Here is a 20709-nt window from a genome sequence, read left to right as displayed (position 1 = left end):
CCCGAACGGTATCGGCGTGATCGGCGTGATCGGGCGATCTGTTGCAGAGGTGGAACAAAGTCCTGGAGCGGGCAGACTTCCGCTCCCATGCTCGTGCTCAACCAGCTCCGTGCCCGCCGCGACGCCTGGTCGACGTTCGCCTGGATCTGCCTGGGCGTCGCGTTGATGCTGACGATCATGCCCGGCGACTTCAGCGTGCTGCACGCGCTGGGCACCCTCATCGGCGCGATCGCGCTGCTGGCCGTCGCGGGCGCCGTGCTCATGGCGCTGGGCGTGCTGCGCCGCGAGCGCCGGGTGCGCGACGCCGTCGTCGCGCTGCTGACGGTGATCGCCGGCATCCTCGTGCTGCTCACGGTTCTCGCCTAGCCGTTCCGGGAATCCCGAGCGAAGATGCAGACGTCATCGCTCGACAGGATCCGCCGCGTTCGCGATCTGGCGTTCGGGATCGCCATGTTGCTGTGGTGCCTGACGCTACTCGTGCGCGCGATCGTCGGTGAGGGTGCAACCGCTGACGCCGTGAACATCGTGCTCGGGATCGCCGCGACCCTCGGCGCTCTGCTCGCGTTCGCGCTCGCCGTGCACGTCTGGCGACGAGGCGGTCGCGAGTCCTCGGACAACTCCGTCCTGGGTTGGATCAGCTTCGCCGCCGGTCTGGACGTGGTCGCGATCGTCTACGTGTCGGTCACCGAGCTCACGTAGCCGCGACGTTCGCGGCCGGGACGAACGAGCGCCGCGGCGGCCCGTGCTCCTGACCGTCCTGGGCTCTCGCACCCGCGACGGGAAGCGCGCAACCCCCGCCACCCAGGTTCGTCATACTGCTCAACGCGACTTGATGGGAGCTTGGGTGGGGACTCGACGGTGGATGATCGGAGCCGCGCTGGTCGGCGCGATGTTGGCCTGCGCGCCCGCGGATGCGGCCTATCGCGGCTGGAAGCCGCCCGTGCGGGTGCCGCCCGCCGGACAGCTGGCCGGCGGCAACGGCGGCTTCACCTCCGCCGACGAGGTCATCGCCACCTGGACCCTGACCAACGCGAGCGAGCTGCACGTGGCCACCCGCGCCCGCGACGGCGTCGCCTTCACCGACGACCAGGTCCTCGGCACGCGGGCCTACGGGCGCCAGCTGCTGACCGACGACCACGGCGGCGCCCTGCTGGTGTGGGGATCGCAGTCCAGCCCCGGCGGCGTGCTGACCAGCGCGCGTCCGGCGGGCGGCGCGTTCGGCCCCGCGGTGCAGATCGCCTCGACCTCGGAGATCGACCCCAAGTCCGCGATGAACGGCGCGGGCGACGCGGTCATCTCCTACGCGGCCACGGTCGGCGGGGTCCGCCGGGTAATGGCCGTGCGGCGCGCGGCCGACGGCACGTTGGGTCCGCCGGAGGCGCTCGGTGACCCGACGCCCGCCGGTGAGCAGGTGGAGGCGCTGGCCGCCGCGATCTCCGCGGACGGCACCGCCACGTTCCTGTGGCGGCAGGGCAACTACGACCACGGCGACGGCGGCATCCCCTGGCGGCTGTACGCCGCGCGCTGGCGTCCGGGGCAGGCCCCCGGCGCCGCACAGCCGCTGTCGACCGCCGGGCGTCCGGTCCCGCGCGCGCCGCAACTGGCCAGCGACGCCGGCGGCGACACCGTCGCCGCCTGGGTCGAGCCGACGCAGGAGAATGCGGTCGCCGGGCGCCTCATGCTCGCCACCGCCAGCGGCGTGGGCGGCTTCGGCGCGGCCGTCGATCTGGGCGACGAGGCGGGCACCGCGGACGGCGCGGTCAGCGTCGCGCTGACGCCGGCGGGCGCCTACGCGCTGGTCTACGCCCACGTGGAGGGCCACCCGGGCGGCAGCGGCACGCTCGGGGCCGGTTTCCTGCGCCGGGGCGATGCGGCCGCCGGCACGCTCGGACCGACCGCGGCGATCACCGGCGACATGGTCGAGGGCGCGATGCTGGCCACGATCGCCCCGAACGGCGACGCCGTCGCCTTCTACCGCGACTTCCGCACTTCGGAGCTGCGCGCCGTGCGCCTGCCGTCCAGCGGCGGCGCGCGCGGCCCCGAGGTGATCGCCTGCCCGCAGGGGTACCTGGGCACGCCCTCGGCCGCGAAGATCGAGGCGTCCGGGCGGGTGTCCCTGCTGTGGAACCAGAGCAACGGCAGCGACGCCACGCGCGGCCTGCAGCTGTCCCAGGATCGCGACCGGGACGCACCGTGGCCCGGCGCCTGCCCTGGGCCGTACCTGCTGCTGGCCATGAGCCCCGGCCCACCGGTGGCCGGCGCCCCGGTGACGTTCGACGCGTCCGCGGCCATGGATCCAGACTCGGAGTCGACCAGCTTCGCCTGGGACCTGGACGGCGACGGCAGCTTCGAGACCGACACCGGCTTCAGCCCCGTGGCCACGCACGTGTATCCCGTCGCCCAGACGCTGACCTTGCGCCTGCGCGTGACCAACCGCGACGCCCACGGCCAGTCGGCGTCGCAGGTGCACGAGTTCACCCTCTACGTCGCGGCCACCGCACCTCCGGGCGGCGGCGGTGGCGGCGCCGTGCACATCGCCCCGGTCCCGCCGGGCACCGCGGCGCCGTTCCCGATTCCGATCCTCAACGAGCCGATCGCCCCGGTCGCGACCGCCCCGCCGGCGAGCGCGGACCCGCCGAAGGCGCCGGTCAGCGAGCCGACCCAGCCCGCCTCGATCGGCGTCAGCCCGCACGCGTCGCTGCGCACCGTCCTGCGCTCTGGCGTGGCCGTCCGCGTCCACGCGCGGCGGCCGGGCACCGTGCGGCTGCGGCTCGTGCTCCCGGCCGGCGCGCACGCTGACCGGCGCGCGCGCGTCGCCGCCGCCGCGGTCGTCCTGGCCACCCGGACGGTCCGGGTCCGGGCCGGCCAGCAGCTGGCCGTCCGCCTGCGCCTGGATCGCGCCGCCCGGCGAGCGCTGCCGGCCGCAACGCGCACGACGCTGGAGCTGCGCGTCGACGGCAGCGCCACCGCGGCGAGCGTGAAGCCGATCGTCGTCCGTCGCTAGTGTCCTGATTTGGAAATTCGTGTGCAGCTGGTGGATGCCGGGGCGGGTCTGCCGGTGATCGCCATCCACTGTCGTACTGGTGGTACGGCTGTGGATGGCGGGTGCCGGCAGACACGATTCCGGCGCCACCAGATGCGGGCGAATTTTTGAATCAGGGCACTAGGCCCGCACGAGCGGGAGCTCCAGCGCGTACTTCCCGTTGGCGGACTCGCCGTCCTCCAACGGGTAGTGGCCGGAGAAGCAGGCGTCGCAGTGGGTGTCGGCGGAGCTGCCGATCGCCTCGTAGACGCCGTCCAGCGAGAGGTAGTGCAGCGAGTCGCAGCCGAGCTCGGCGGCGACCTCGGCCACGGTCCGCCCGTGGGCGATCATCTCCTCGCGGGTGGACATGTCGACGCCGTAGTGACAGGGGTGCTTGATCGGCGGGGCGGAGATGCGCATGTGCACCTCGGCGGCGCCCGCGTCGCGGAGCATCTGGACGATCTGCCGGGTCGTGTTGCCGCGCACGATCGAGTCGTCGACGACGACCAGGCGCTGGCCCTGGACGACCTCGGGGAGCGGGTTGAACTTCAGGCGCAGGCCGTGCTTGCGCAGCTCCTGACCGGGCTGGATGAACGTGCGGGCGACGTAGCGGTTCTTGACGAAGCCGTCGTCCTGCGGCAGGCCGGACGCGCGGGCCACCCCGCGGGCGGCGGCGTTGCCGGAGTCGGGCACGGCGATCACCATGTCGGCCTCGACGGGCGCCTCGCGCCACAGGATCTCGCCCATGCGGGCCCGCGAGACCTGCAGGACCTGGCCGCCCATGCGCGAGTCGGGGCGGGCGAAGTAGATGTGCTCGAAGACGCAGAACGCCTCGCGCGAACCCTCGACGATCTGGCGAGTCTGGATGCCGCGCTCGCCCAGGCTGACCATCTCGCCGGGGAGGACGTCGCGCATCAGCTGGGCGCCGACGATGTCGAAGGCGCACGACTCGCTGGCCACGCAGTAGCGCTCCCCGAGCTGGCCGAGCACCAGCGGGCGCAGGCCGGCGGGATCGCGGAACGCGACGACCTTCTTGTTCGTCATCACGACGGTCGAGAAGGCGCCGCGCAGGCGCGGCATCACGTCGGCGATCGCCTCCTCGATCGTGTCGGCCGGATGCGTCGCGATCAGCGCGGCGATGATCTCGGAGTCCGACGTCGAGGAGAACGAGACGCCGCGGTCGCGCAGATCGGCGTGCAGCTCGACGGCGTTGGTCAGGTTGCCGTTGTGGGCCAGCGCGATCTCGTGGCGGTCGGAGCGCCACACCGGCTGCGTGTTCTCCCACGCGTTGGAGCCGGTGGTCGAGTAGCGCACGTGCCCGACGGCGAGCTGGCCCTGCAGCGCGCGCAGCGACTGCTCGTCGAAGACCTGGGACACGAGCCCCAGATCCCGCTGGGTCATGATGTGACCGCCGACGTCGGTCGCGGCGATGCCGGCCGATTCCTGGCCGCGGTGCTGGAGCGCATAGAGCGCGAAGTACGCCAGGCGGGAGACGTCATGGCCGGGCGCGTAGATCCCGAAGACCCCGCACTCGTCACGCGGGCCGTCGCGAAGATCCAGGGTCACGAGCTCAGTGTAGACGCGGTTCCGGCGTGCGCCGGCGCCGAGTCGAGCACGATCCGCAGAAGCCCTGGAAACCGCGCCTCCAGGTCGTCGCGGCGCAGCTCGGTGAGCTTGGCCGTGCCCTGCTCGGTCTGCCGGATCAGGCCGTTCTCGCGCAGCACGCGCCAGTGGTGCGTGCGCGTGGACTTCGACACCGGCACCTCGATGGCGCCGCAGGCACAGGGCTCGTCCAGCTCGGCCAGCGCGCGCACCATGCGCACCCGCATCGGGTCGCTGAGCGCGTGCATGACGCCTTCGAGCTCGATGTCCTCCACGACCGGGTGATGCAGCATGCCCTGCAGTGTAGTACGACGTCCGTCGAACTTTGTTGTACGATGTTCTTCGAACCAACGAAGGAAGGTCGCAACATGCCCACGCCCCAGCTCCCCGCAGACCCCCGTCCCAAGATCCGCAAGCTCGTCGTCTTCACCGGCCGGTAGTGGTCCGGTCGCGCCCCGCACTCGCCCTGGCCGTCGCGGCCCTGGCCTACGCGCTGGTCCTGCTGGACACGTCGCTGGTCAACGTCGGCCTGTCTGACATCCGCAACGACCTCGGCGCCTCGGTCACCGAGCTGCAGTGGGTGGTCAACGGCTACGCGCTCGTGCTGGCCAGCCTCCTGCTCAGCGCGGGCGCGCTGACCGACCGGATCGGCGCGCGACGCATGCTCATCGGCGCGACGTCGCTGTTCGCGGTCGGCGCGCTGGCCGCCGCGCTGGCGCCCACGACGGGCGCGCTCGTCGCCGCCCAGGCGCTGCTGGGCACAGCCGCCGCGGGCCTCGTGCCCGCGTCGCTGACGCTCCTGACCCACAACTACCCCGACCCCATCCGGCGCGCCCGCGCCTTCGGCGTGTGGGCCGCGATCTCGGCGATGTCCTTCGCCGTCGGCCCGGTGCTGGGCGGCCTGCTGGTCGACACCGGCGGCTGGCGCCTGATGTTCGCCATCAACCTGCCCTTCGCGATCACCGTGCTCGTGCTGCTGACGCGCGTCGGCGAGACCACGCGGGCCCGGAGCCGCGGCCTCGACCTGCCCGGCCAGGCGACCGCGATCGTGGCGCTCGCCGCCGTGACCTTCGCGATCGTCGAGAGCCGCTCGCTGGGCTGGGGCTCGTCCGCCGTCCTCGGCGCGCTGGGCCTGGCCCTCGCGGCCGGCGCCGCGTTCCTCGCCGTCGAGCGCCGGGGCAGGGCGCCGATGCTGCCGCTGGCCATGCTGCGCTCGCGCGGCTTCTCGACCGCGGCCAGCGCCGGCCTCCTGATCAACTTCGCCGTCTTCGGCCAGTTCTTCCTGTTCTCGCTGTACTTCGAGGACATCCGCGGGCTCAGCGCGCTGGAGACCGGCCTGGCCTTCCTGCCCCAGCCCCTGCTGCTGGCCCTGGCCGGCATCCCCGCCGGCCGGCTCGCCGCTCGCTTCGGCCCGCGCGTCCCGCTGACGATCGGCGGCGTGCTGGCCACGCTGGGCGCGCTCGTCCTCCTGACCGTGCAGCCCGAGACCTCCTACCTGCAGATCGTGATCGGCCTGATGCTGTTCGGCGCCGGCGCGGGAGGCGTGATTCCGGCCGTGACCGCTGCCGCCGTCTCCAGCGTTCCCGCTCCCCAGGTCGGCGTCGCGACCGCCGCGCTCAACGCGTCCCGCCAGATGGGCGGCGTGTTGGGCGTGGCGGTGCTGGGCGGCATGGCCGGCACCGGTGGCTCGCTGATGGGCGGCACCCACGCCGCCCTGGCCATCGCCGCAATCGCCCTGGCCGGCGTGACGCTGCTCGGGCTGATCGGGATGGCACCGCGCCGACGTGCCGAGGTCGAGGCGCAACTCGCCTAGTGCCAGTGGGCTGCGCGCCTGAGGATCACGTCCTGGACGTGGAAAAGGTCACGGTCGCGGGACCGTCCCCGCGCCAGGCTGCAACCCACAACACGTCGGCGAGTGGCACGCGGCCGTATCGGATCGGTAGCGTCGCGCCGGACACTGCTTGGGAGGCAGCCAACGATGGGACGCATCGGTAGGACGGTCGCGGTCGCGGCCTGCATGGCAGGGACGGTCGGCCTGGGCGCGACGGCGGCGCAGGCCGCATGGAATCCGGTGGCCAGCGGCGGGATGGACGTGTCCGACCAGGTCAGCCTGGCCCGCACCAGCGACAACGTGCTGCACGTCGGCTGGGCGGCCGCGGGCTATGACGTGCGCCAGACGCCGATCACCGCGGCCGGCGCGGTCGGCGCCCCCGTGCCGATCGCCAGCGGCTGGTCCTCGGCCGGGGATCCCGCGCTCGTCGCCCAGGGAACGACGCTGACCGCGTTCTTCCCCGGCGCTCGCACGCTGGACCCGACCGATCCGGCGATCGGCCTGAACATGTCCACGAGCACCGACGCGGGCGCGAGCTGGGCCCTGAGCCCGGCGGCGATCTACCGGGGCGACTTCGTCGAGGCGCGCACGCCCGCCGTGGTCAACAGCAACGGGCAGTGGATCCAGTCCTTCTACGGCCAGCGCGAGTCGCTCGTGCACGTCGGCCTGTCCCCGGCGGTCCCGGCCCAGGCCGGCTACGGCGAGGGCACCGATCAGGGCCTGGCCGTCGACGCCTCCGGCGCGGTGATGTCCGCGTGGTGCAAGTACCTCGACCCCAACCCCGGCGTGTACGCCGCGCCGGTCGATCCCGCCACGGGCGCGCCGGCCGGTCCGGTGACGCGTATGCCGGGCTCCGGCTACTGCGCCGCCGCCGTCCGCACCCAGGTGGTGGCCCGCCCCGGCGGCGGCTTCTACATCGCCGCCGAGAACGCGGAGCGCACGAAGCTGCAGGTCTGGCAGCCGGGTGCGACCAAGGTGGCCACCCTGGCCGGCGGCTCGTCGACCAAGCAGCAGGTCGCGCTGACCACGACGCCCGAGGGGCGCCTGTGGGCGGGCTGGCAGGACAGCGCCACCGGCAAGCTGACGTTCACGCGCTCCAACAAGACGGCGACGAAGTGGGGCGCCGCGGTGGCCGTCGCACCGCCGGCCGGCCAGAGCGTCTACCAGCTGAACATGGACGGGCAGCGCGACCGCGCCGACGTGGTCGTCCGGACCAAGGACGACAGCAACACGGTGAGCCTGTCGGCCACCCAGGTGCGCCCGGGCCTCACGCTCCAGGCGACCAGCGGCGACCGGCCCGCCTTCCGGGTGCTCGACGCCGGGGACCCCGTCGCGGGCGCCACGATCAGCGTCGGCAGCACGTCGCTGACCACCAACAGCCAGGGCCGCGCGACCGCCAACCTGGCCAAGGGCCGCTACACCGCCAAGGCGGCCAAGTCCGGCTACGTCGGCGCCTCCGCCACGGTGCGCGCTCGCTAGCCGCCGACCGACATCCGGCGGCAACCTCGAGGGCGACCGGTGGGCAACCGGTCGCCCTCGTCGTTCCTCGGCGTGGCCACCGTGCCGACGTCACCGCCTGGACGTGCATTCCGTCACGGTCGCGCCGGCCTCGCCGCGCGACGGTTCGTGGCGTTCGGCCAACCCGCTTCGAGAGGACCGTCATGCCCCGCGTTCTGCCCATCGCCATCGCCACCCTCGCCGCCACCGGCCTGGCCGCCGGACCGGCGCAGGCGATCGATCACCTCGGCCAGATCGGCGCTCCTGGCGCGCCCGGCCCGACCCAGCTCGAACACCCGTGGGCGGTGGCCACCGGCGAGGACGGGCGCGTCTACGTGACCGACGTCGGGACGCACCGCGTCTCCGTGTTCGACTCGGCCGGCGCGCCGCTGCTGCAGTTCGGGTCGCTCACCGAGCCGTCGGGCCTCGCCGTCGACGGCGGCCAGGTGGTCGTCGCCGACCGCGCCGCCGGCCTGGTCCGCCGCTTCTCCTCCTACAACGGCGTGCCGCTGAGCGACCTCGGCGGCGGACCGGGGACCGGCGCCGGTCAGTTCCAGCTCCCCACCTCGGTCGCGCTGGGCCCCAACCACGAGCTCGTCGTGGCCAGCAAGGGCCGCATCACACGGTTCGACGGCGCCGGCACCTACCTGCAGCAACGGCTGGCGTCGTCTGGCGGCCCCGGCTCCTTCAAGGGCCTCGCGGCGGTCACCGTGGCGCCCGCCGGGCAGATCTACGCCAGCGACACCGCCGACGACAAGATCGAGCGCTACTCCGCGACGCTGGCCTACCAGCAGATGTGGTCGGGCTACACGGCGCCCACCGGCCTGGCCTTCGACGCGCAGGCCGGGACCATCTGGGTGGCCGATCGGATCAAGGGCGTCTCGTCGGTCACCGCGACCGGCGCGCCGGTGGGGACGCTCGGCGCCGCCACCGCGGGCGACGGCCAGCTGACCGATCCCGCCGGCATCGCCGTCGACTGCCGGGGCACGGTGTACGTGGCCGACCAGCTGGCCGGGCGCGTGCAGAAGTACGGGTCGCCCGCGCAGACGACGCCTGGGAACCTGCTGGTCAACGGATCCTTCGAGCAGGGCGGCGGCAGCTGCTCGGCCCTGCGCGCCGACCGCGGAGCGGGCCCCGGCTGGAGCAACGACGGCTCCACGACGGCGGTGCACTACGGTGCGGCCGACGGCTTCCCGACCCGCGCCGCGGGCGACAGCCTGCGCGGGGGCGAATCGCTGCTGGCCGGCGGCGGCGCCGCGGTCGCGGTGGCCGAGCAGGACATCGACGTGTCCGGCCAGGCGCTCGACATCGACGACGGCCGCCGCGCCGTCAACCTGTCGGGCCTGCTGGGCGGCCGCGGCGCCGAAGGCGACACCGCCACCGTCGAGGCGATCGCTCGCGACGGCGCGGGCGCACCGCTGGGCACGCTGGCGCTGGCGCCGGTCACCGCCGCCGACCGCGCCGGGAAGACGACGCTGCTGCCGCGTGCGGCCACCGCCACGCTGCCCGCGGGCACGCGCTCGATCCGCGTGCGGGTCGTCGCCGCCCAGGCCCCCGGCGGCGATCCCCGCAACGACGGCTACGTCGACGGCCTGGCCCTGACGCTCACGCCGCAGAAGCCGGCGGCGGCTCCGCCCGCGACCGGCGCGAGCGCACCGTCGAGCGCACCGTCGACGCCGCCGAGCGCCACGACCAAGGCCCGGGTCACGTTCAGCCTGGTCAACGCCACGGGCCTGCTGAAGACCCGCCGCCTGACCGTCCGGGTGGCCTGTGACCAGGCCTGCGCGACGACGGTCACCGCGCGCGTCGCCGGCCGCCTGCTGACCGGCCGGGCCGTGCGCAAGCGCGCGGGCGCGACGCGCGTGAACTGGCGCCTGACCAGCTCGGACGTGGCCAAGCTCAAGGCCCGGCGCTCCCCCACCGTCCGCGTCGTCGTCCGCGGCGGCCGGCGCACCGTGACCCACACGTTCGCGGTGTCGTGATGGGAGCCGATAGATTCGCGGCGTGGAAGCGGGACGGGTGGGACTCACCTTCCTCAAGGCGCTCGAGGAGGAGGACCGCCGGCGGCTGCGTGGGAGCGGCGTCGTGCGGCGGTTCGCGCGCGGCGCGGCGATCGCCCATGCCGGAACGGCGGGTGATCGCGTGATCGTCCTGCTGTCGGGCCACGTGAAGCTGCAGCGCGTCACCGACGAGGGCCGCGACGTGCTGCTCGGCGTGCGCGGCCCCGGCGACCTGATCGGCGAGCAGTCGGCGCTGGATGGGCAGCCGCGGTCGGCCTCGATCGTGGCCATCGACGCGGTCGAGGCGCTGGCCATCCCCTCGGGCGACTTCCTGTCGTTCCTCTCGGCCCGACCGAGCGCCGCGCTCGCGGTCATGCGCCTGCTCAACGTGCGCCTGCGCGACGCCGACGCCCGGCGCGTCGAGTTCGCCGCGCAGGACGTCGTCGGTCGCCTGGCCAGCCGGCTGGTCGAGCTCAGCGAGCGCTTCGGCCGACCGGGGCCGGACGGCGTGGCGATCGAGCTGCCGCTGACCCAGGAGGACCTGGCCGGCTGGGTCGGCGCCTCCCGCGAAGCGGCCAGCCGCGCGCTGCAGCAGATGCGCGGGCTGGGCTGGGTCACGACGGGGCGGCGCGCGATCGTCTGCCACGACCTCGACGCGCTCCGCCAGCGCGCGAACGCATGAGCACGCGTGGACGGACGGCGCTGGCGATCCTCCTGGTGGCGCTGGCGCTGCCCGCCGGCGCCCGCGCCGCCGACGCGGTGACCGAGTTCCCCACGCCGTCGGCCAGCGGCCCGACCGGCATCACCGCGGGTCCCGACGGCGCGCTGTGGTTCACCGAGCGTAGCGGTCCGGCGATCGGACGGATCAGCGTCGACGGCGCGATCTCGGAGTTCCCGCTGTCGGCCGTCGCGGCCACGCCCGGGGACATCGTCACCGGGCCCGACGGCAACCTGTGGGCCACCGACGGGTTCGCAGGCGTCGTGCATCGCGTCAGCCCGGACGGCGACGCCGAGGACGTCGCGCTGCCCACGAACGCAGGCACCGACGGGATCGCCTCGGGCCCCGACGGCGCGCTGTGGGTCACGCAGCCCGGTCCCGGCCGCATCGCGCGGGTCGTGCCCGACGGCCCGGTCAGCGAGCCGGTCGTGCCCGAACCGGCCGGCGCGCCCGACGACATCGCGGCCGGGCCGGATGGCGCGCTGTGGTTCACGCAGCGCGCGATCGGCGCGGTCGGGCGAGTGACCGTGGCCGGCGCGTTCTCCTCGACCGCGCTGCCCGCGGGCGGCGGCTCGTCGCCGCGCGGGATCGCCGTCGGCCCCGACGACGGGCTGTGGGTGGCCGAGCACGACGCCGGGCGCCTGGCCCGGGTCGATCCCGCGGGCGGCGCCGTGCAGGAGGTCGCGCTGGGCCCGGGCGCGCGGCCGTTGGACGTGGCCTCGGTCGGCGGCGTGCTGTGGGTCACCGACGAGGCGGCGCCGGTGCTGTGGCGCGTGACGGTCGGCGGGCAGGTCTCGCGCGTGGCGCTCCCGGCCGGCGGCGCGACCGCGGTCGGCGTGACCGCCGGCCCCGACGGCGCGGTGTGGTTCACGCGCGGCCCCGATCGCATCGGCCGCGTCACCGCGGTGGCGCCCCCGGTCGCCGGGCGCAGCGTCGCGCTGGCGCCGGTGGCCGGCACGGTGCTCGTGCGCCGGCCGGGCACCCGAGCGTTCGTCTCGCTGGCCGACGCGGGCGCCAGCCTGCCGGTCGGCACCGAGGTCGACGCGACCAAGGGCCGGGTGCGCCTGACCGCCGCGGTCGGCACCGGATCCCCGGTGGCCAAGACGGGCGAGTTCTACGGCGGGCGCTTCACCATCGCCCAGCCGGCCCGGGCGCGAGCGCGGGTGACGCTGAAGCTGAGCGGGCCGCTGGCTCGCTGCCGTGCGGGACGCGCGACGGCCCGCGCCGCGGCGCGCAAGCGCAAGCCGTCGTCGCGGTACGTGTGGGGCGACGCCAAGGGCGACTTCTCGACCAGCGGCCACGTGGCCACCGCCACCGTGCGCGGCACGCAGTGGCGGGTCACCGACCGCTGCGACGGATCCACCCAGGTGACGGTCCGCCGCGGCGTCGTCGGCGTCCGCGACGAGGTGCGCAACCGCACGCTCACGGTCCGGGCCGGCACGTCGGTCGTCATCCGCCCGCGCCGGGGCTGAGCGTGCGCCGCCCCGCCGCGCTGGGACTGGTCGGAGCGGGGGCGATCGCGCTGGCCGCCGCCGCGCTGGTCACCGGCGTCCTCGATCCCGCCGAGCACGCGGCCCAGGACGCGCGCTTCGATGTGCGCGGCGCGCGGTCGGCGCCCAGCGGCGTCGCGGTGGTGGCGATCGACGACCGCACGTTCGCCCGGCTCGACCGCCACTATCCGTTCTCGCGCGCGCTGGACGCGCGCGTCGTGCGCCGCCTGACCGAGGCCGGCGCGCGGGCGATCGTCTACGACGTCCAGTTCACCGAGGCCACGCAGCCCAAGGCCGACTCGGCGCTGATCGCCGCCGTCGACTACGCGCCGAACCCCGTGCTGGCCACGACCGAGACGGACGGCGGGCGCACGCGGGTCTTCGGGGGCGACAACGTCGTGCGCGGCGTCGGCGCGCGCACCGGGAACGCGGTCGTGCCCACCGACGGCGACGGCGCGATCCGGCGCTTCCACCGCTCGTTCGACGGCCTGGCCAGCCTGCCCGTGGCGGCGGTCGCGGCCGCGCGGGGCGAGCCCGTCAGCGTGCCCTCGGGCGAGGACGAGTGGATCGACTACGCCGGGCCTCCGGGCACCGTCGACACGTACTCGTTCGTCGACGTCCTCCAGGGCTCGGTCCCCCGAGACCGGCTGGCCGGGCGGATCGTCGTGGTCGGGGCCACCGCGCCGTCGCTGGGCGACGTCCACGCCACCTCGACCACCGGCGACGACCAGGTGATGAGCGGGCCGGAGATCCAGGCCAACGCGATCGACACGTTGCTGCGCGGCGTGCCGCTGCGCGACGCGCCCGTCTGGCTGACGGTCCTGCTGGTCGCGCTCGGCGGCGCGCTCGTGCCGCTCGCCGCGCTGCGCGTGCGCGCCGCGCCGGTGCTGCTGGCGCTCGCCGTCGTCGCGGCGGCGGTGCTCGGGCTGGGCGCGTACGGCGCGTTCGCCGCCGGCTGGATGGTGCCGGTCGCCGGGCCGGCGCTCGCGCTGGCCCTCTCCACCCTGGGCGCGCTCGTCGTCGTCGCCTTCTACGCCGGGCTCGAACGCGAGCGCACGCGGGCCGTGTTCGCACGCTTCGTCGACGCGCCCGTGGTCGATCAGCTGCTGGCCGGCGACGCCCAGCTGGGCGGCGTCGAGGTCGAGGCGACCGTGCTGTTCGCCGACCTGCGCGGGTCCACCGCGCTGCTGGAGGGCATGGATCCCGCGCTCGGGCTCGAGCTGCTCAACCGCTTCCTCAGCGCGATGGCCGACACCGTCCTGGCCCACGGAGGCACGCTGATCGGCTACCGCGGGGACGGGCTGGCGGCGCTGTTCGGCGCGCCGGTGCGGCAGTCCGATCACGCCGATCGGGCGCTGGCCGCCGCGCGCGAGATGACCGGAGCGCGACTGGCCGCGGTCAACGCCGGGCTCGACCAGCCGCTGGCCATGGGCGTGGGGATCGACAGCGGGCGCATCCTGGCCGGCAACATCGGCTCCGAGCTGCGCATGGAGTACACGGCGATCGGCGACGCGGCCAACGTGGCCGCGCGCGTCGAGGGGCTGACCAAGGAGCTCGGCCGGCCGATCGTGCTGACCGCGGCCACCGTGGCCGCGCTGCAGACCGCGGACCCCGCGCTCGAGCGCGTCGGCGACCGCGCGGTGCGCGGTCGCCAGGCGCCGATCGAGCTGTGGGCGCCGATCAGCCCGGCAGCACCGGCTTGACCTGAATCGGCGTGCAGGCCAGGCAGACCGGCGGGCGCACGACGCTGATGCCGGGCTGCGGCGCGGGATCGGCGTCGAGGATCGTCATGCGCGCGTCGTCGACCTGCTGCAGGCGCATGCCGCTGGTGGTGACGACGGTCAGGAACGCCCGCACGCGGAAGGTCTCGGTCCCTTCGGAGATGCCGTCGTGGCGGATGTCCATGGGCAGGTAGACGCCGCCGTGCTGGCCAGCGCGCATGCTCATGCGCACGCCGGCGTCGGGCCACAGGAAGTCCGAGCCGGAGCGGGCGGACTCGTCGTAGGGGAAGAACCGCCAGTCGCAGCGGTCGACCAGCGGGGGGCAGCGCAGCGGCACGGGCAGCGCCTCGCTCTGCCCTTCCGTGTAGGTGCGGGCGGGGACCTGGGTCGGCGACGCGGCCGATGCGGCGGCGGCGGGAACCAGAGTGGCGGCCAGGGCCGCGAGGAGGAGCAGACGGCGAGCGGAGAACATGCAGGCAGCCTCCCGCCGATCCGGTCGCCCGACCGCCTGCCTGGTCACGCCCTGGAGGTGATCTGCGTCACGTCCCCTGGCATGATCCACGTGGTGACCAGCCCTGGCCCAGAGCAGCACCTGGCCGACCTGGCTCGCCTGCGACGGGTCCGCGACCGGATCGACCGCGAGTACGCGCTGCCCCTCGACGTCGAGGCGCTGGCCCGCGACGCGCACATGTCGGCCGGGCACTTCAGCCGCCAGTTCCGCCTGGCCTACGGCGAGTCGCCCTACGGGTATCTGATGACGCGCCGCATCGAGCGCGCGATGGCGCTGCTGCGCCAGGGCGACCTGAGCGTGACCGAGGTCTGCTTCGAGGTCGGCTGCTCGTCGCTGGGCACGTTCAGCACGCGCTTCGCCGAGCTGGTCGGCATGCCACCCGGCGCCTACCGGCGCGAGCAGGCGCGCGCCACGGTCGGGATGCCGGCCTGCGTGGCCAAGCAGGTCACACGACCGATCAGGAATCGAGAAGCCACGAGCGCCGGTCGCTCCTAAGGTTGCCGCCCATGAGCATCAAGATCGACGCCAGCTTCCTGCCCCACACCGACCCGGAGGCGACGCTGGCCTTCTACCGCGACACCCTCGGCTTCGAGATCCGCAACGACGTCGGCTACGAGGGCCTGCACTGGATCACGGTCGGTCCCGAGGGTCAGCCCGACACCTCGCTCGTCCTGTACCCGCCGGCCGCCACCCCCGGGCTGACCGAGGACGAGCAGCGCATGGTGGCCGAGATGATGGCCAAGGGCACCTACGGCAGCATCAACCTGAGCACGGACGACGTGGACGCCACGTTCGAGCGCATCCAGGCCGGCGGTGGCGAGGTCGTCCAGGAGCCGACCGACCAGCCCTACGGCCTGCGCGACTGCGCCTTCCGCGATCCCGCGGGCAACCTGATCCGCATCAACCAGCAGCTGAGCTGAGCATGGCCGACCCGCACGCCGCCGATCGGCACGACCTGATCCGCGTGCACGGCGCGCGGGTCAACAACCTCAAGGACGTCAGCGTCGAGCTGCCCAAGCGCCGGCTGACGGTGTTCACCGGCGTGTCGGGTTCGGGCAAGAGCTCGCTGGTCTTCGGGACGATCGCCGCCGAGTCGCAGCGGATGATCAACGAGACCTACAGCACGTTCGTGCAGGGCTTCATGCCCACGATGGCCCGGCCCGACGTCGACGTCCTGGAGGGGCTGACCACGGCGATCATCGTCGACCAGGAGCGGATGGGCGGCGACAGCCGCTCGACGGTCGGCACGGCGACCGACGCCAACGCGCTGCTGCGCATCCTGTTCAGCCGCCTGGGCGATCCGCACATCGGCTCGCCCAGCGCGTACGCGTTCAACGTCCCGTCGGTGCACGGCAGCGGCGGCATCACCGTGGAGCGCGGCGGCAAGACGCGGACCGAGAAGGCGACGTTCAGCCGCACGGGCGGCATGTGCCCGCGCTGCGAGGGCCGCGGCGCGGTCACCGACTTCGACCTGACCGCGCTCTACGACGACAGCAAGTCGCTCAACGAGGGCGCGCTGACGATCCCCGGCTACAGCATGGACGGCTGGTACGGGCGCATCTTCCGCGGCTGCGGCTACTTCGATCCCGACAAGCCCATCCGGAAGTTCAACAAGAACGAGCTGCACGACCTGCTCTACCGGGAGCCGACGAAGATCAAGGTCGAGGGCATCAACCTGACCTACGCCGGGCTGATCCCGCAGATCCAGAAGTCGTACCTGTCCAAGGACGTCGACGCGCTGCAGCCGCACATCCGCGCGTTCGTCGAGCGCGCGATCACCTTCACCACCTGCCCGGAGTGCGACGGCACCCGGCTGGCCGAGGGCGCGCGCGCCTCGAAGATCGCGGGCCTCAACATCGCCGAGGCCTGCGCGATGGAGATCCGGGATCTGGTCGGCTGGGTCGAGGGCCTCGACGAGCCGTCGGTCGCCCCGCTGTTGGAGACGCTGCGCCAGACGCTGCAGTCGTTCGTGGAGATCGGGCTGGGCTACCTCTCGCTGGACCGCTCGTCGGGCACGCTGTCAGGCGGCGAGGCGCAGCGCACGAAGATGATCCGCCACCTCGGGTCGTCGCTGACCGACGTGACCTACGTCTTCGACGAGCCGACGATCGGGCTGCACCCGCACGACATCGAGCGCATGAACGACCTGCTGCTGCGCCTGCGCGACAAGGGCAACACGGTGCTGGTGGTCGAGCACAAGCCCGAGACGATCGCCATCGGCGATCACGTCGTGGACCTCGGGCCGCGGGCGGGCACCGAGGGCGGCGAGATCGTCTTCGAGGGCACGGTCGAGGGCCTGCGCTCCAGCGACACGCTGACCGGTCGCCACCTCGACGACCGCGCGACGCTGAAGACGTCCGTGCGCACGTCGACGCAGGCGCTGCAGGTGCGCGGCGCGTCGACGAACAACCTGCGCGACGTCGACGTCGACATCCCGCTGGGCGTGCTCGTCGTGCTCACCGGCGTGGCCGGCTCGGGCAAGAGCTCGCTGATCCGCGGCTCGGTGGCCGACCGCGACGGCGTGGTGACCGTCGACCAGACCGCGATCAAGGGCTCCCGCCGCAGCAACCCGGCGACCTACACCGGCCTGCTGGAGCCGATCCGCAAGGCGTTCGCCAAGGCCAACGGCGTCAAGCCGGCGCTGTTCAGCGCCAACTCGGAGGGCGCCTGCCCGACCTGCAACGGCGCGGGCGTGATCTACACCGACCTCGGCGTGATGGCCAGCGTGGCCAGCATGTGCGAGGAGTGCGAGGGCAAGCGCTACCAGGCGGCCGTGCTCGAGTACCAGCTGGGCGGCCAGGACATCAGCGATGTGCTGGGCATGTCGGTGGCCGAGGCGACGGCCTTCTTCGCCGACGGCGAGGCCAAGACGCCGGCCGCGCACAAGATCCTCGAGCGCCTCGGCGACGTCGGGCTCGGCTACCTGCGCATCGGCCAGCCGCTGCCCACGCTGTCGGGCGGCGAGCGCCAGCGGTTGAAGCTGGCCACGCACATGGCCGAGAGCGGCGGGGTCTACGTCCTGGACGAGCCGACGACCGGCCTGCACCTGGCCGACGTGCAGCAGCTGCTGGGCCTGCTCGACCGGCTGGTCGACGCCGGCAAGTCGGTGATCATCATCGAGCACCACCAGGCGGTGATGGCCCACGCCGACTGGATCATCGACCTCGGTCCCGGCGCCGGCCACGACGGCGGCCAGATCGTCTTCGAGGGCACGCCCGCCGATCTGGTCGCCGACGGCTCGACCCTCACGGGCGAGCACCTCGCGGCCTACGTGCGCTAGTCGAAGAGGGCCGCGAGCGCGGCGTGGGCGTTGCGCAGCTCGTCGAGCAGCAGCTCGACGCGCTCGCCGCCGGGCAGGTCGATCTCGATCGCGGTCTCGGAGACCTCGCCGATGATGCTGACCGTGGTCAGGTTGGTCAGGTCGACCAGCGCCTCGGTCGGTCCGGAGACCAGGAAGCCGCCGACCGCCTCGCCGAACAGCTCGGTCTCGTCGGCTTTGGTCAGGTCCAGCGAGGCGCCCAGGCCGCCGGCCAGCGCGGCCTCGGCGACCGCGATGAGCAGCCCGCCCTCGGCGATGTCGTGCACGCTGGACAGGCGCCCGCGGCGCACCGCGTCGCGGATCGCCGCCTGCGTCTGTGCCACCGCTGCGATGTCGATCTCGCCCAGCGCGTCCGGGAGCGGCTCGCCGCGCAGCTTGGCCAGCTCGGAGGCGGCCAGCGACGGCGTGAACGTGCCGACGACCGCGATCTCGTCGCCGGGCAGCGCGAATCCCGAGCGGCCCGCGTGCAGGGGATCGGGCAGCTCGCCGACCATGCCCACCACGGGCGTCGGGTAGATCGGGCCTCCGCCGCCCTCGTTGTACAGCGAGACGTTGCCGCCGACCACCGGCACGTCGAGCGCGCGGCAGGCGTCGGCCATCCCGCGCACGGCCTCGGTCAGCTGCCAGGCGATGTGCGGCTTCTCGGGGTTGCCGAAGTTCAGGCAGTTGGTCAGCCCGAGCGGGAGCGCCCCGGCGCAGGCCAGGTTGGACGCGCACTCGAGCACGGCCTCGACCGCGCCCCGGTAGGGATCCGCGGCGACGCGGCGGCCGTTGCCGTCGATCGAGATGGCGATCGCGCCGCCGTTGGGCATGGCCAGCACGGCGGCGTCGGCCTGCTCGGGACGGCGCACGGTGCGCGAGCCGACCAGGCAGTCGTACTGCTCGAACAGCGGCTTGCGCGAGGCGATGTTCGGCGCGCGCAGCAGCGCCAGCACGGTGTCGCGCACGCCCGTGCCGGCGGCCAGCGTGCCCTCGGGCGCGGCGTAGATCGGCGCGCTCGGCGCGGCGGGCTCAAGGTCGTAGAGCGGGCAGTCGTCGACCAGCGGCTCGACGGGCACCACGCCGACCAGCTCGCCGCGGTCGAGGATGTGCATCTCACGCGGTTCGATGACCTCGCCGATCACCGTGCCGCCGACCTCCCAGCGCGCGCAGATCTCCAGCACCGCGTCGACGTTCTCCGGGACGCAGACGCAGAGCATGCGCTCCTGCGACTCGGAGACCATGATCTCGAAGGGCTCCATGTCGGCCTCGCGCAGCGGCACCTTGCGCACGTCGATCTCGACGCCGACCTCGCCCTTGGAGGCCATCTCGCTGGAGGCCGAGGTCAGGCCGGCCGCGCCCAGGTCCTGCAGCGCGACGAGCAGGCCACGGTCGAGCAGCTCCAGCGAGCACTCGAGCAGCTTCTTCTCCTCGAAGGGATCGCCGATCTGCACGGTCGGGCGCTTGTCGGCGTCCGCGTCGCCCAGCTCGGCGCTGGCCAGCACGGACGCGCCGCCGATGCCGTCGCGACCGGTCGACGCGCCGAACAGGACGAGCTTGTTGCCCACGCCCGCGGCGGCCGACTTGATCAGGTCGTCGCGGCGCACCAGGCCGACGCACATCGCGTTGACCAGGCAGTTCTGCTCGTAGGGCGCCTCGAAGTAGACCTCGCCGCCGACGTTGGCCACGCCGATCGAGTTGCCGTAGTGGCCGATCCCGCGCACGGCGTGCTCGAGCAGGTAGCGCGAGCGGGCCGAGGTGGGCTCGCCGAAGCGCAGCGAGTCCAGGACGGCGATCGGCCGTGCGCCGATCGCGAACACGTCGCGCATGATGCCGCCGACGCCGGTGGCCGCGCCCTGGAACGGCTCGACGGCCGACGGGTGGTTGTGGGACTCGACCTTGAAGGCGATCGCCCAGCCGTCGCCGATGTCCACGGCGCCCGCGTTCTCCCCGGGACCGAGCACGAGCTTGGGCCCCTCGACGGGCAGCGTGCGCAGCAGCTTCTTGGAGTGCTTGTAGGCGCAGTGCTCGCTCCACATGAGCGAGAACATGGCCAGCTCGACCTCGTTGGGCTCGCGCCCGATGCGCTGCACGATGTCGGCGTACTCGGGCTCGGTCAGGCCGAGCGCGACGGCCTCAGACAGCGACAACGTGGGCCATCGATTCGAAGATGCGCAGGCCGTCGACCGAGCCCGTGAGGGGATCGACCGCGTGCTCGGGGTGCGGCATCAGACCGAACACGTTGCCGGCCGCGTTGCGCACGCCGGCGATGTCGTCCTGGGAGCCGTTGAAGTTGTGGTCGCTGGCGTAGCGCAGCACGACCTGCTTGGGATCCAGATCGGGGGCGTAGAAGCGGCCGGTCTGGTGCTTGGCCGGGATCGACAGGACGTCGTCGGGCGCGCACAGGTTCGTGAACGCGGTCTCGGCGTCGACGACCTCGAGGTTGACCTGGCGGCAGGTGAAGCGCCGCTCGGTGTTGGTCAGCAGCGCGCCGGGCAGCAGGCCCGCCTCGCACAGCACCTGGAAGCCGTTGCAGATGCCCAGCACCAGGCCGCCATCGTCGGCGAAGGCGATGACCGACTCCATCACCGGCGAGAAGCGGGCGATGGCGCCGGCGCGCAGGTAGTCGCCGTAGGAGAAGCCGCCGGGCACGACGATCGCGTCGGCGCCGCGCAGGTCGCGGTCCTGGTGCCACAGCAGCTCCGCGTCGCCGACCCGCAGGCAGGCCTGCAGCGCGTCGCGGTCGTCACACGTGCCGGGGAACTGGAGGACGCCGAACTTCACAGGGGCTGGACTTCGAAGTCCTCGATCAGCGTGTTGGCCAGCAGCCGCTCGCACATCGCCTCGACCTCGGAGACGTCGTCGACGTCGAGCTCGACGAGACGGCCGACGTGGACGTTGTGCACGTCGGCGAAGCCGAGGGCGGGAAGGGCACGCTCGACCGCCTTGCCCTGTGGGTCGAGGATCCCCTCCTTGGGGCGGATGAGGACGCGAACGCGGGGCACGCGGTCAATGTACT

At 73.6% G+C, this 20709-nt stretch carries 18 protein-coding genes; 12 read left to right on the top strand and 6 right to left on the bottom strand.

Annotation, left to right across the window (positions count from 1 at the left end; genetic code table 11):
* Positions 1-87 precede the first annotated feature (87 nt).
* The 3 genes from ACZ5UI_RS22355 to ACZ5UI_RS22345 all read left to right on the top strand — a co-directional run bounded on the left by ACZ5UI_RS22355 (position 88) and on the right by ACZ5UI_RS22345 (position 3004).
* A complete protein-coding gene (locus ACZ5UI_RS22355; protein WP_464191199.1) occupies positions 88-366 on the top strand; it encodes a hypothetical protein in 279 nt (92 codons plus the stop codon).
* A 150-nt stretch (positions 367-516) separates the two neighbouring features.
* Positions 517-699 carry a hypothetical protein gene (locus tag ACZ5UI_RS22350; protein ID WP_464191197.1) on the top strand — a complete coding sequence of 61 codons (183 nt, stop codon included), beginning with the start codon at positions 517-519 and terminating at the stop codon, positions 697-699.
* Between the two features lie 163 nt (positions 700-862).
* Positions 863-3004, top strand: a complete 2142-nt coding sequence (locus ACZ5UI_RS22345; protein ID WP_464191195.1) for a PKD domain-containing protein — start codon at positions 863-865, stop codon at positions 3002-3004.
* 159 nt (positions 3005-3163) lie between these two features.
* On the opposite strand, the gene purF is transcribed toward ACZ5UI_RS22345, so the two are convergent.
* Both purF and ACZ5UI_RS22335 read right to left on the bottom strand, forming a co-directional pair.
* On the bottom strand, positions 3164-4588 hold the full coding sequence (gene purF / locus ACZ5UI_RS22340; protein ID WP_464191193.1) for an amidophosphoribosyltransferase: 1425 nt from the start codon (positions 4586-4588) through the stop codon (positions 3164-3166).
* Positions 4585-4917 carry an ArsR/SmtB family transcription factor gene (locus ACZ5UI_RS22335; RefSeq protein WP_464191191.1) on the bottom strand — a complete coding sequence of 111 codons (333 nt, stop codon included), beginning with the start codon at positions 4915-4917 and terminating at the stop codon, positions 4585-4587. Before ACZ5UI_RS22335 ends, purF begins: the two co-directional genes overlap by 4 nt.
* 146 nt (positions 4918-5063) lie before the next feature.
* Between ACZ5UI_RS22335 and ACZ5UI_RS22330 the strand changes: the two genes are divergently transcribed.
* The 6 genes from ACZ5UI_RS22330 (at position 5064) to ACZ5UI_RS22305 (ending at position 13863) form a co-directional block, all read left to right on the top strand.
* Positions 5064-6437 carry an MFS transporter gene (locus ACZ5UI_RS22330; RefSeq protein ID WP_464191189.1) on the top strand — a complete coding sequence of 458 codons (1374 nt, stop codon included), beginning with the start codon at positions 5064-5066 and terminating at the stop codon, positions 6435-6437.
* Between the two features lie 204 nt (positions 6438-6641).
* Positions 6642-7934, top strand: coding sequence for a hypothetical protein (locus tag ACZ5UI_RS22325; RefSeq protein WP_464191187.1), 1293 nt, complete (start codon positions 6642-6644; stop codon positions 7932-7934).
* A 182-nt stretch (positions 7935-8116) separates the two neighbouring features.
* Entirely contained in the window at positions 8117-9934 is a 1818-nt protein-coding gene (locus tag ACZ5UI_RS22320; RefSeq protein WP_464191185.1) for an NHL repeat-containing protein, read from the top strand.
* 37 nt (positions 9935-9971) lie between these two features.
* Positions 9972-10634, top strand: a complete 663-nt coding sequence (locus tag ACZ5UI_RS22315) for a Crp/Fnr family transcriptional regulator (protein WP_464191183.1) — start codon at positions 9972-9974, stop codon at positions 10632-10634.
* The gene (locus tag ACZ5UI_RS22310; RefSeq protein ID WP_464191181.1) at positions 10631-12142 is read left to right on the top strand and encodes a Vgb family protein; all 1512 of its coding nucleotides are present in this window, start codon (positions 10631-10633) and stop codon (positions 12140-12142) included. The genes ACZ5UI_RS22315 and ACZ5UI_RS22310 overlap by 4 nt, the downstream gene beginning before the upstream one ends.
* A gap of 2 nt (positions 12143-12144) precedes the next feature.
* Positions 12145-13863, top strand: a complete 1719-nt coding sequence (locus tag ACZ5UI_RS22305) for a CHASE2 domain-containing protein (protein ID WP_464191179.1) — start codon at positions 12145-12147, stop codon at positions 13861-13863.
* Here ACZ5UI_RS22305 and ACZ5UI_RS22300 read toward each other — a convergent pair.
* Positions 13841-14353, bottom strand: a complete 513-nt coding sequence (locus ACZ5UI_RS22300) for a hypothetical protein (protein ID WP_464191177.1) — start codon at positions 14351-14353, stop codon at positions 13841-13843. The genes ACZ5UI_RS22305 and ACZ5UI_RS22300 overlap by 23 nt on opposite strands.
* Before the next feature lie 93 nt (positions 14354-14446).
* Between ACZ5UI_RS22300 and ACZ5UI_RS22295 the strand changes: the two genes are divergently transcribed.
* The 3 genes from ACZ5UI_RS22295 to ACZ5UI_RS22285 are packed head-to-tail and all read left to right on the top strand — an operon-like array spanning position 14447 to position 17672.
* A complete protein-coding gene (locus tag ACZ5UI_RS22295; protein WP_464191175.1) occupies positions 14447-14887 on the top strand; it encodes a helix-turn-helix transcriptional regulator in 441 nt (146 codons plus the stop codon).
* An 11-nt stretch (positions 14888-14898) separates the two neighbouring features.
* Positions 14899-15312, top strand: a complete 414-nt coding sequence (locus tag ACZ5UI_RS22290; RefSeq protein WP_464191173.1) for a VOC family protein — start codon at positions 14899-14901, stop codon at positions 15310-15312.
* Positions 15313-15314: 2 nt separating this feature from the next.
* Positions 15315-17672: an ATP-binding cassette domain-containing protein gene (locus ACZ5UI_RS22285; protein WP_464191171.1), complete on the top strand. Its 2358-nt coding sequence runs from the start codon at positions 15315-15317 to the stop codon at positions 17670-17672.
* Here ACZ5UI_RS22285 and purL read toward each other — a convergent pair.
* From purL to purS, 3 genes are read right to left on the bottom strand one after another with little or no spacing between them, the layout of a single operon-like run.
* Positions 17669-19840 (bottom strand): phosphoribosylformylglycinamidine synthase subunit PurL, encoded by a 2172-nt coding sequence (purL, locus tag ACZ5UI_RS22280; RefSeq protein ID WP_464191169.1) that lies wholly within the window; start codon positions 19838-19840, stop codon positions 17669-17671. The two genes, ACZ5UI_RS22285 and purL, sit on opposite strands and share 4 nt — an antisense overlap.
* Positions 19827-20474 carry a phosphoribosylformylglycinamidine synthase subunit PurQ gene (gene purQ, locus ACZ5UI_RS22275; protein WP_464191167.1) on the bottom strand — a complete coding sequence of 216 codons (648 nt, stop codon included), beginning with the start codon at positions 20472-20474 and terminating at the stop codon, positions 19827-19829. The genes purL and purQ overlap by 14 nt, the downstream gene beginning before the upstream one ends.
* Positions 20471-20695, bottom strand: coding sequence for a phosphoribosylformylglycinamidine synthase subunit PurS (gene purS / locus ACZ5UI_RS22270; protein ID WP_464191165.1), 225 nt, complete (start codon positions 20693-20695; stop codon positions 20471-20473). The genes purQ and purS overlap by 4 nt, the downstream gene beginning before the upstream one ends.
* Positions 20696-20709 lie beyond the last annotated feature (14 nt).

It is taken from the genome of Conexibacter sp. JCM 18997, from assembly GCF_055391915.1.
Note: the sequence above shows the minus strand (reverse complement) of the source record. Positions and strands in the feature narration are given on the sequence as shown.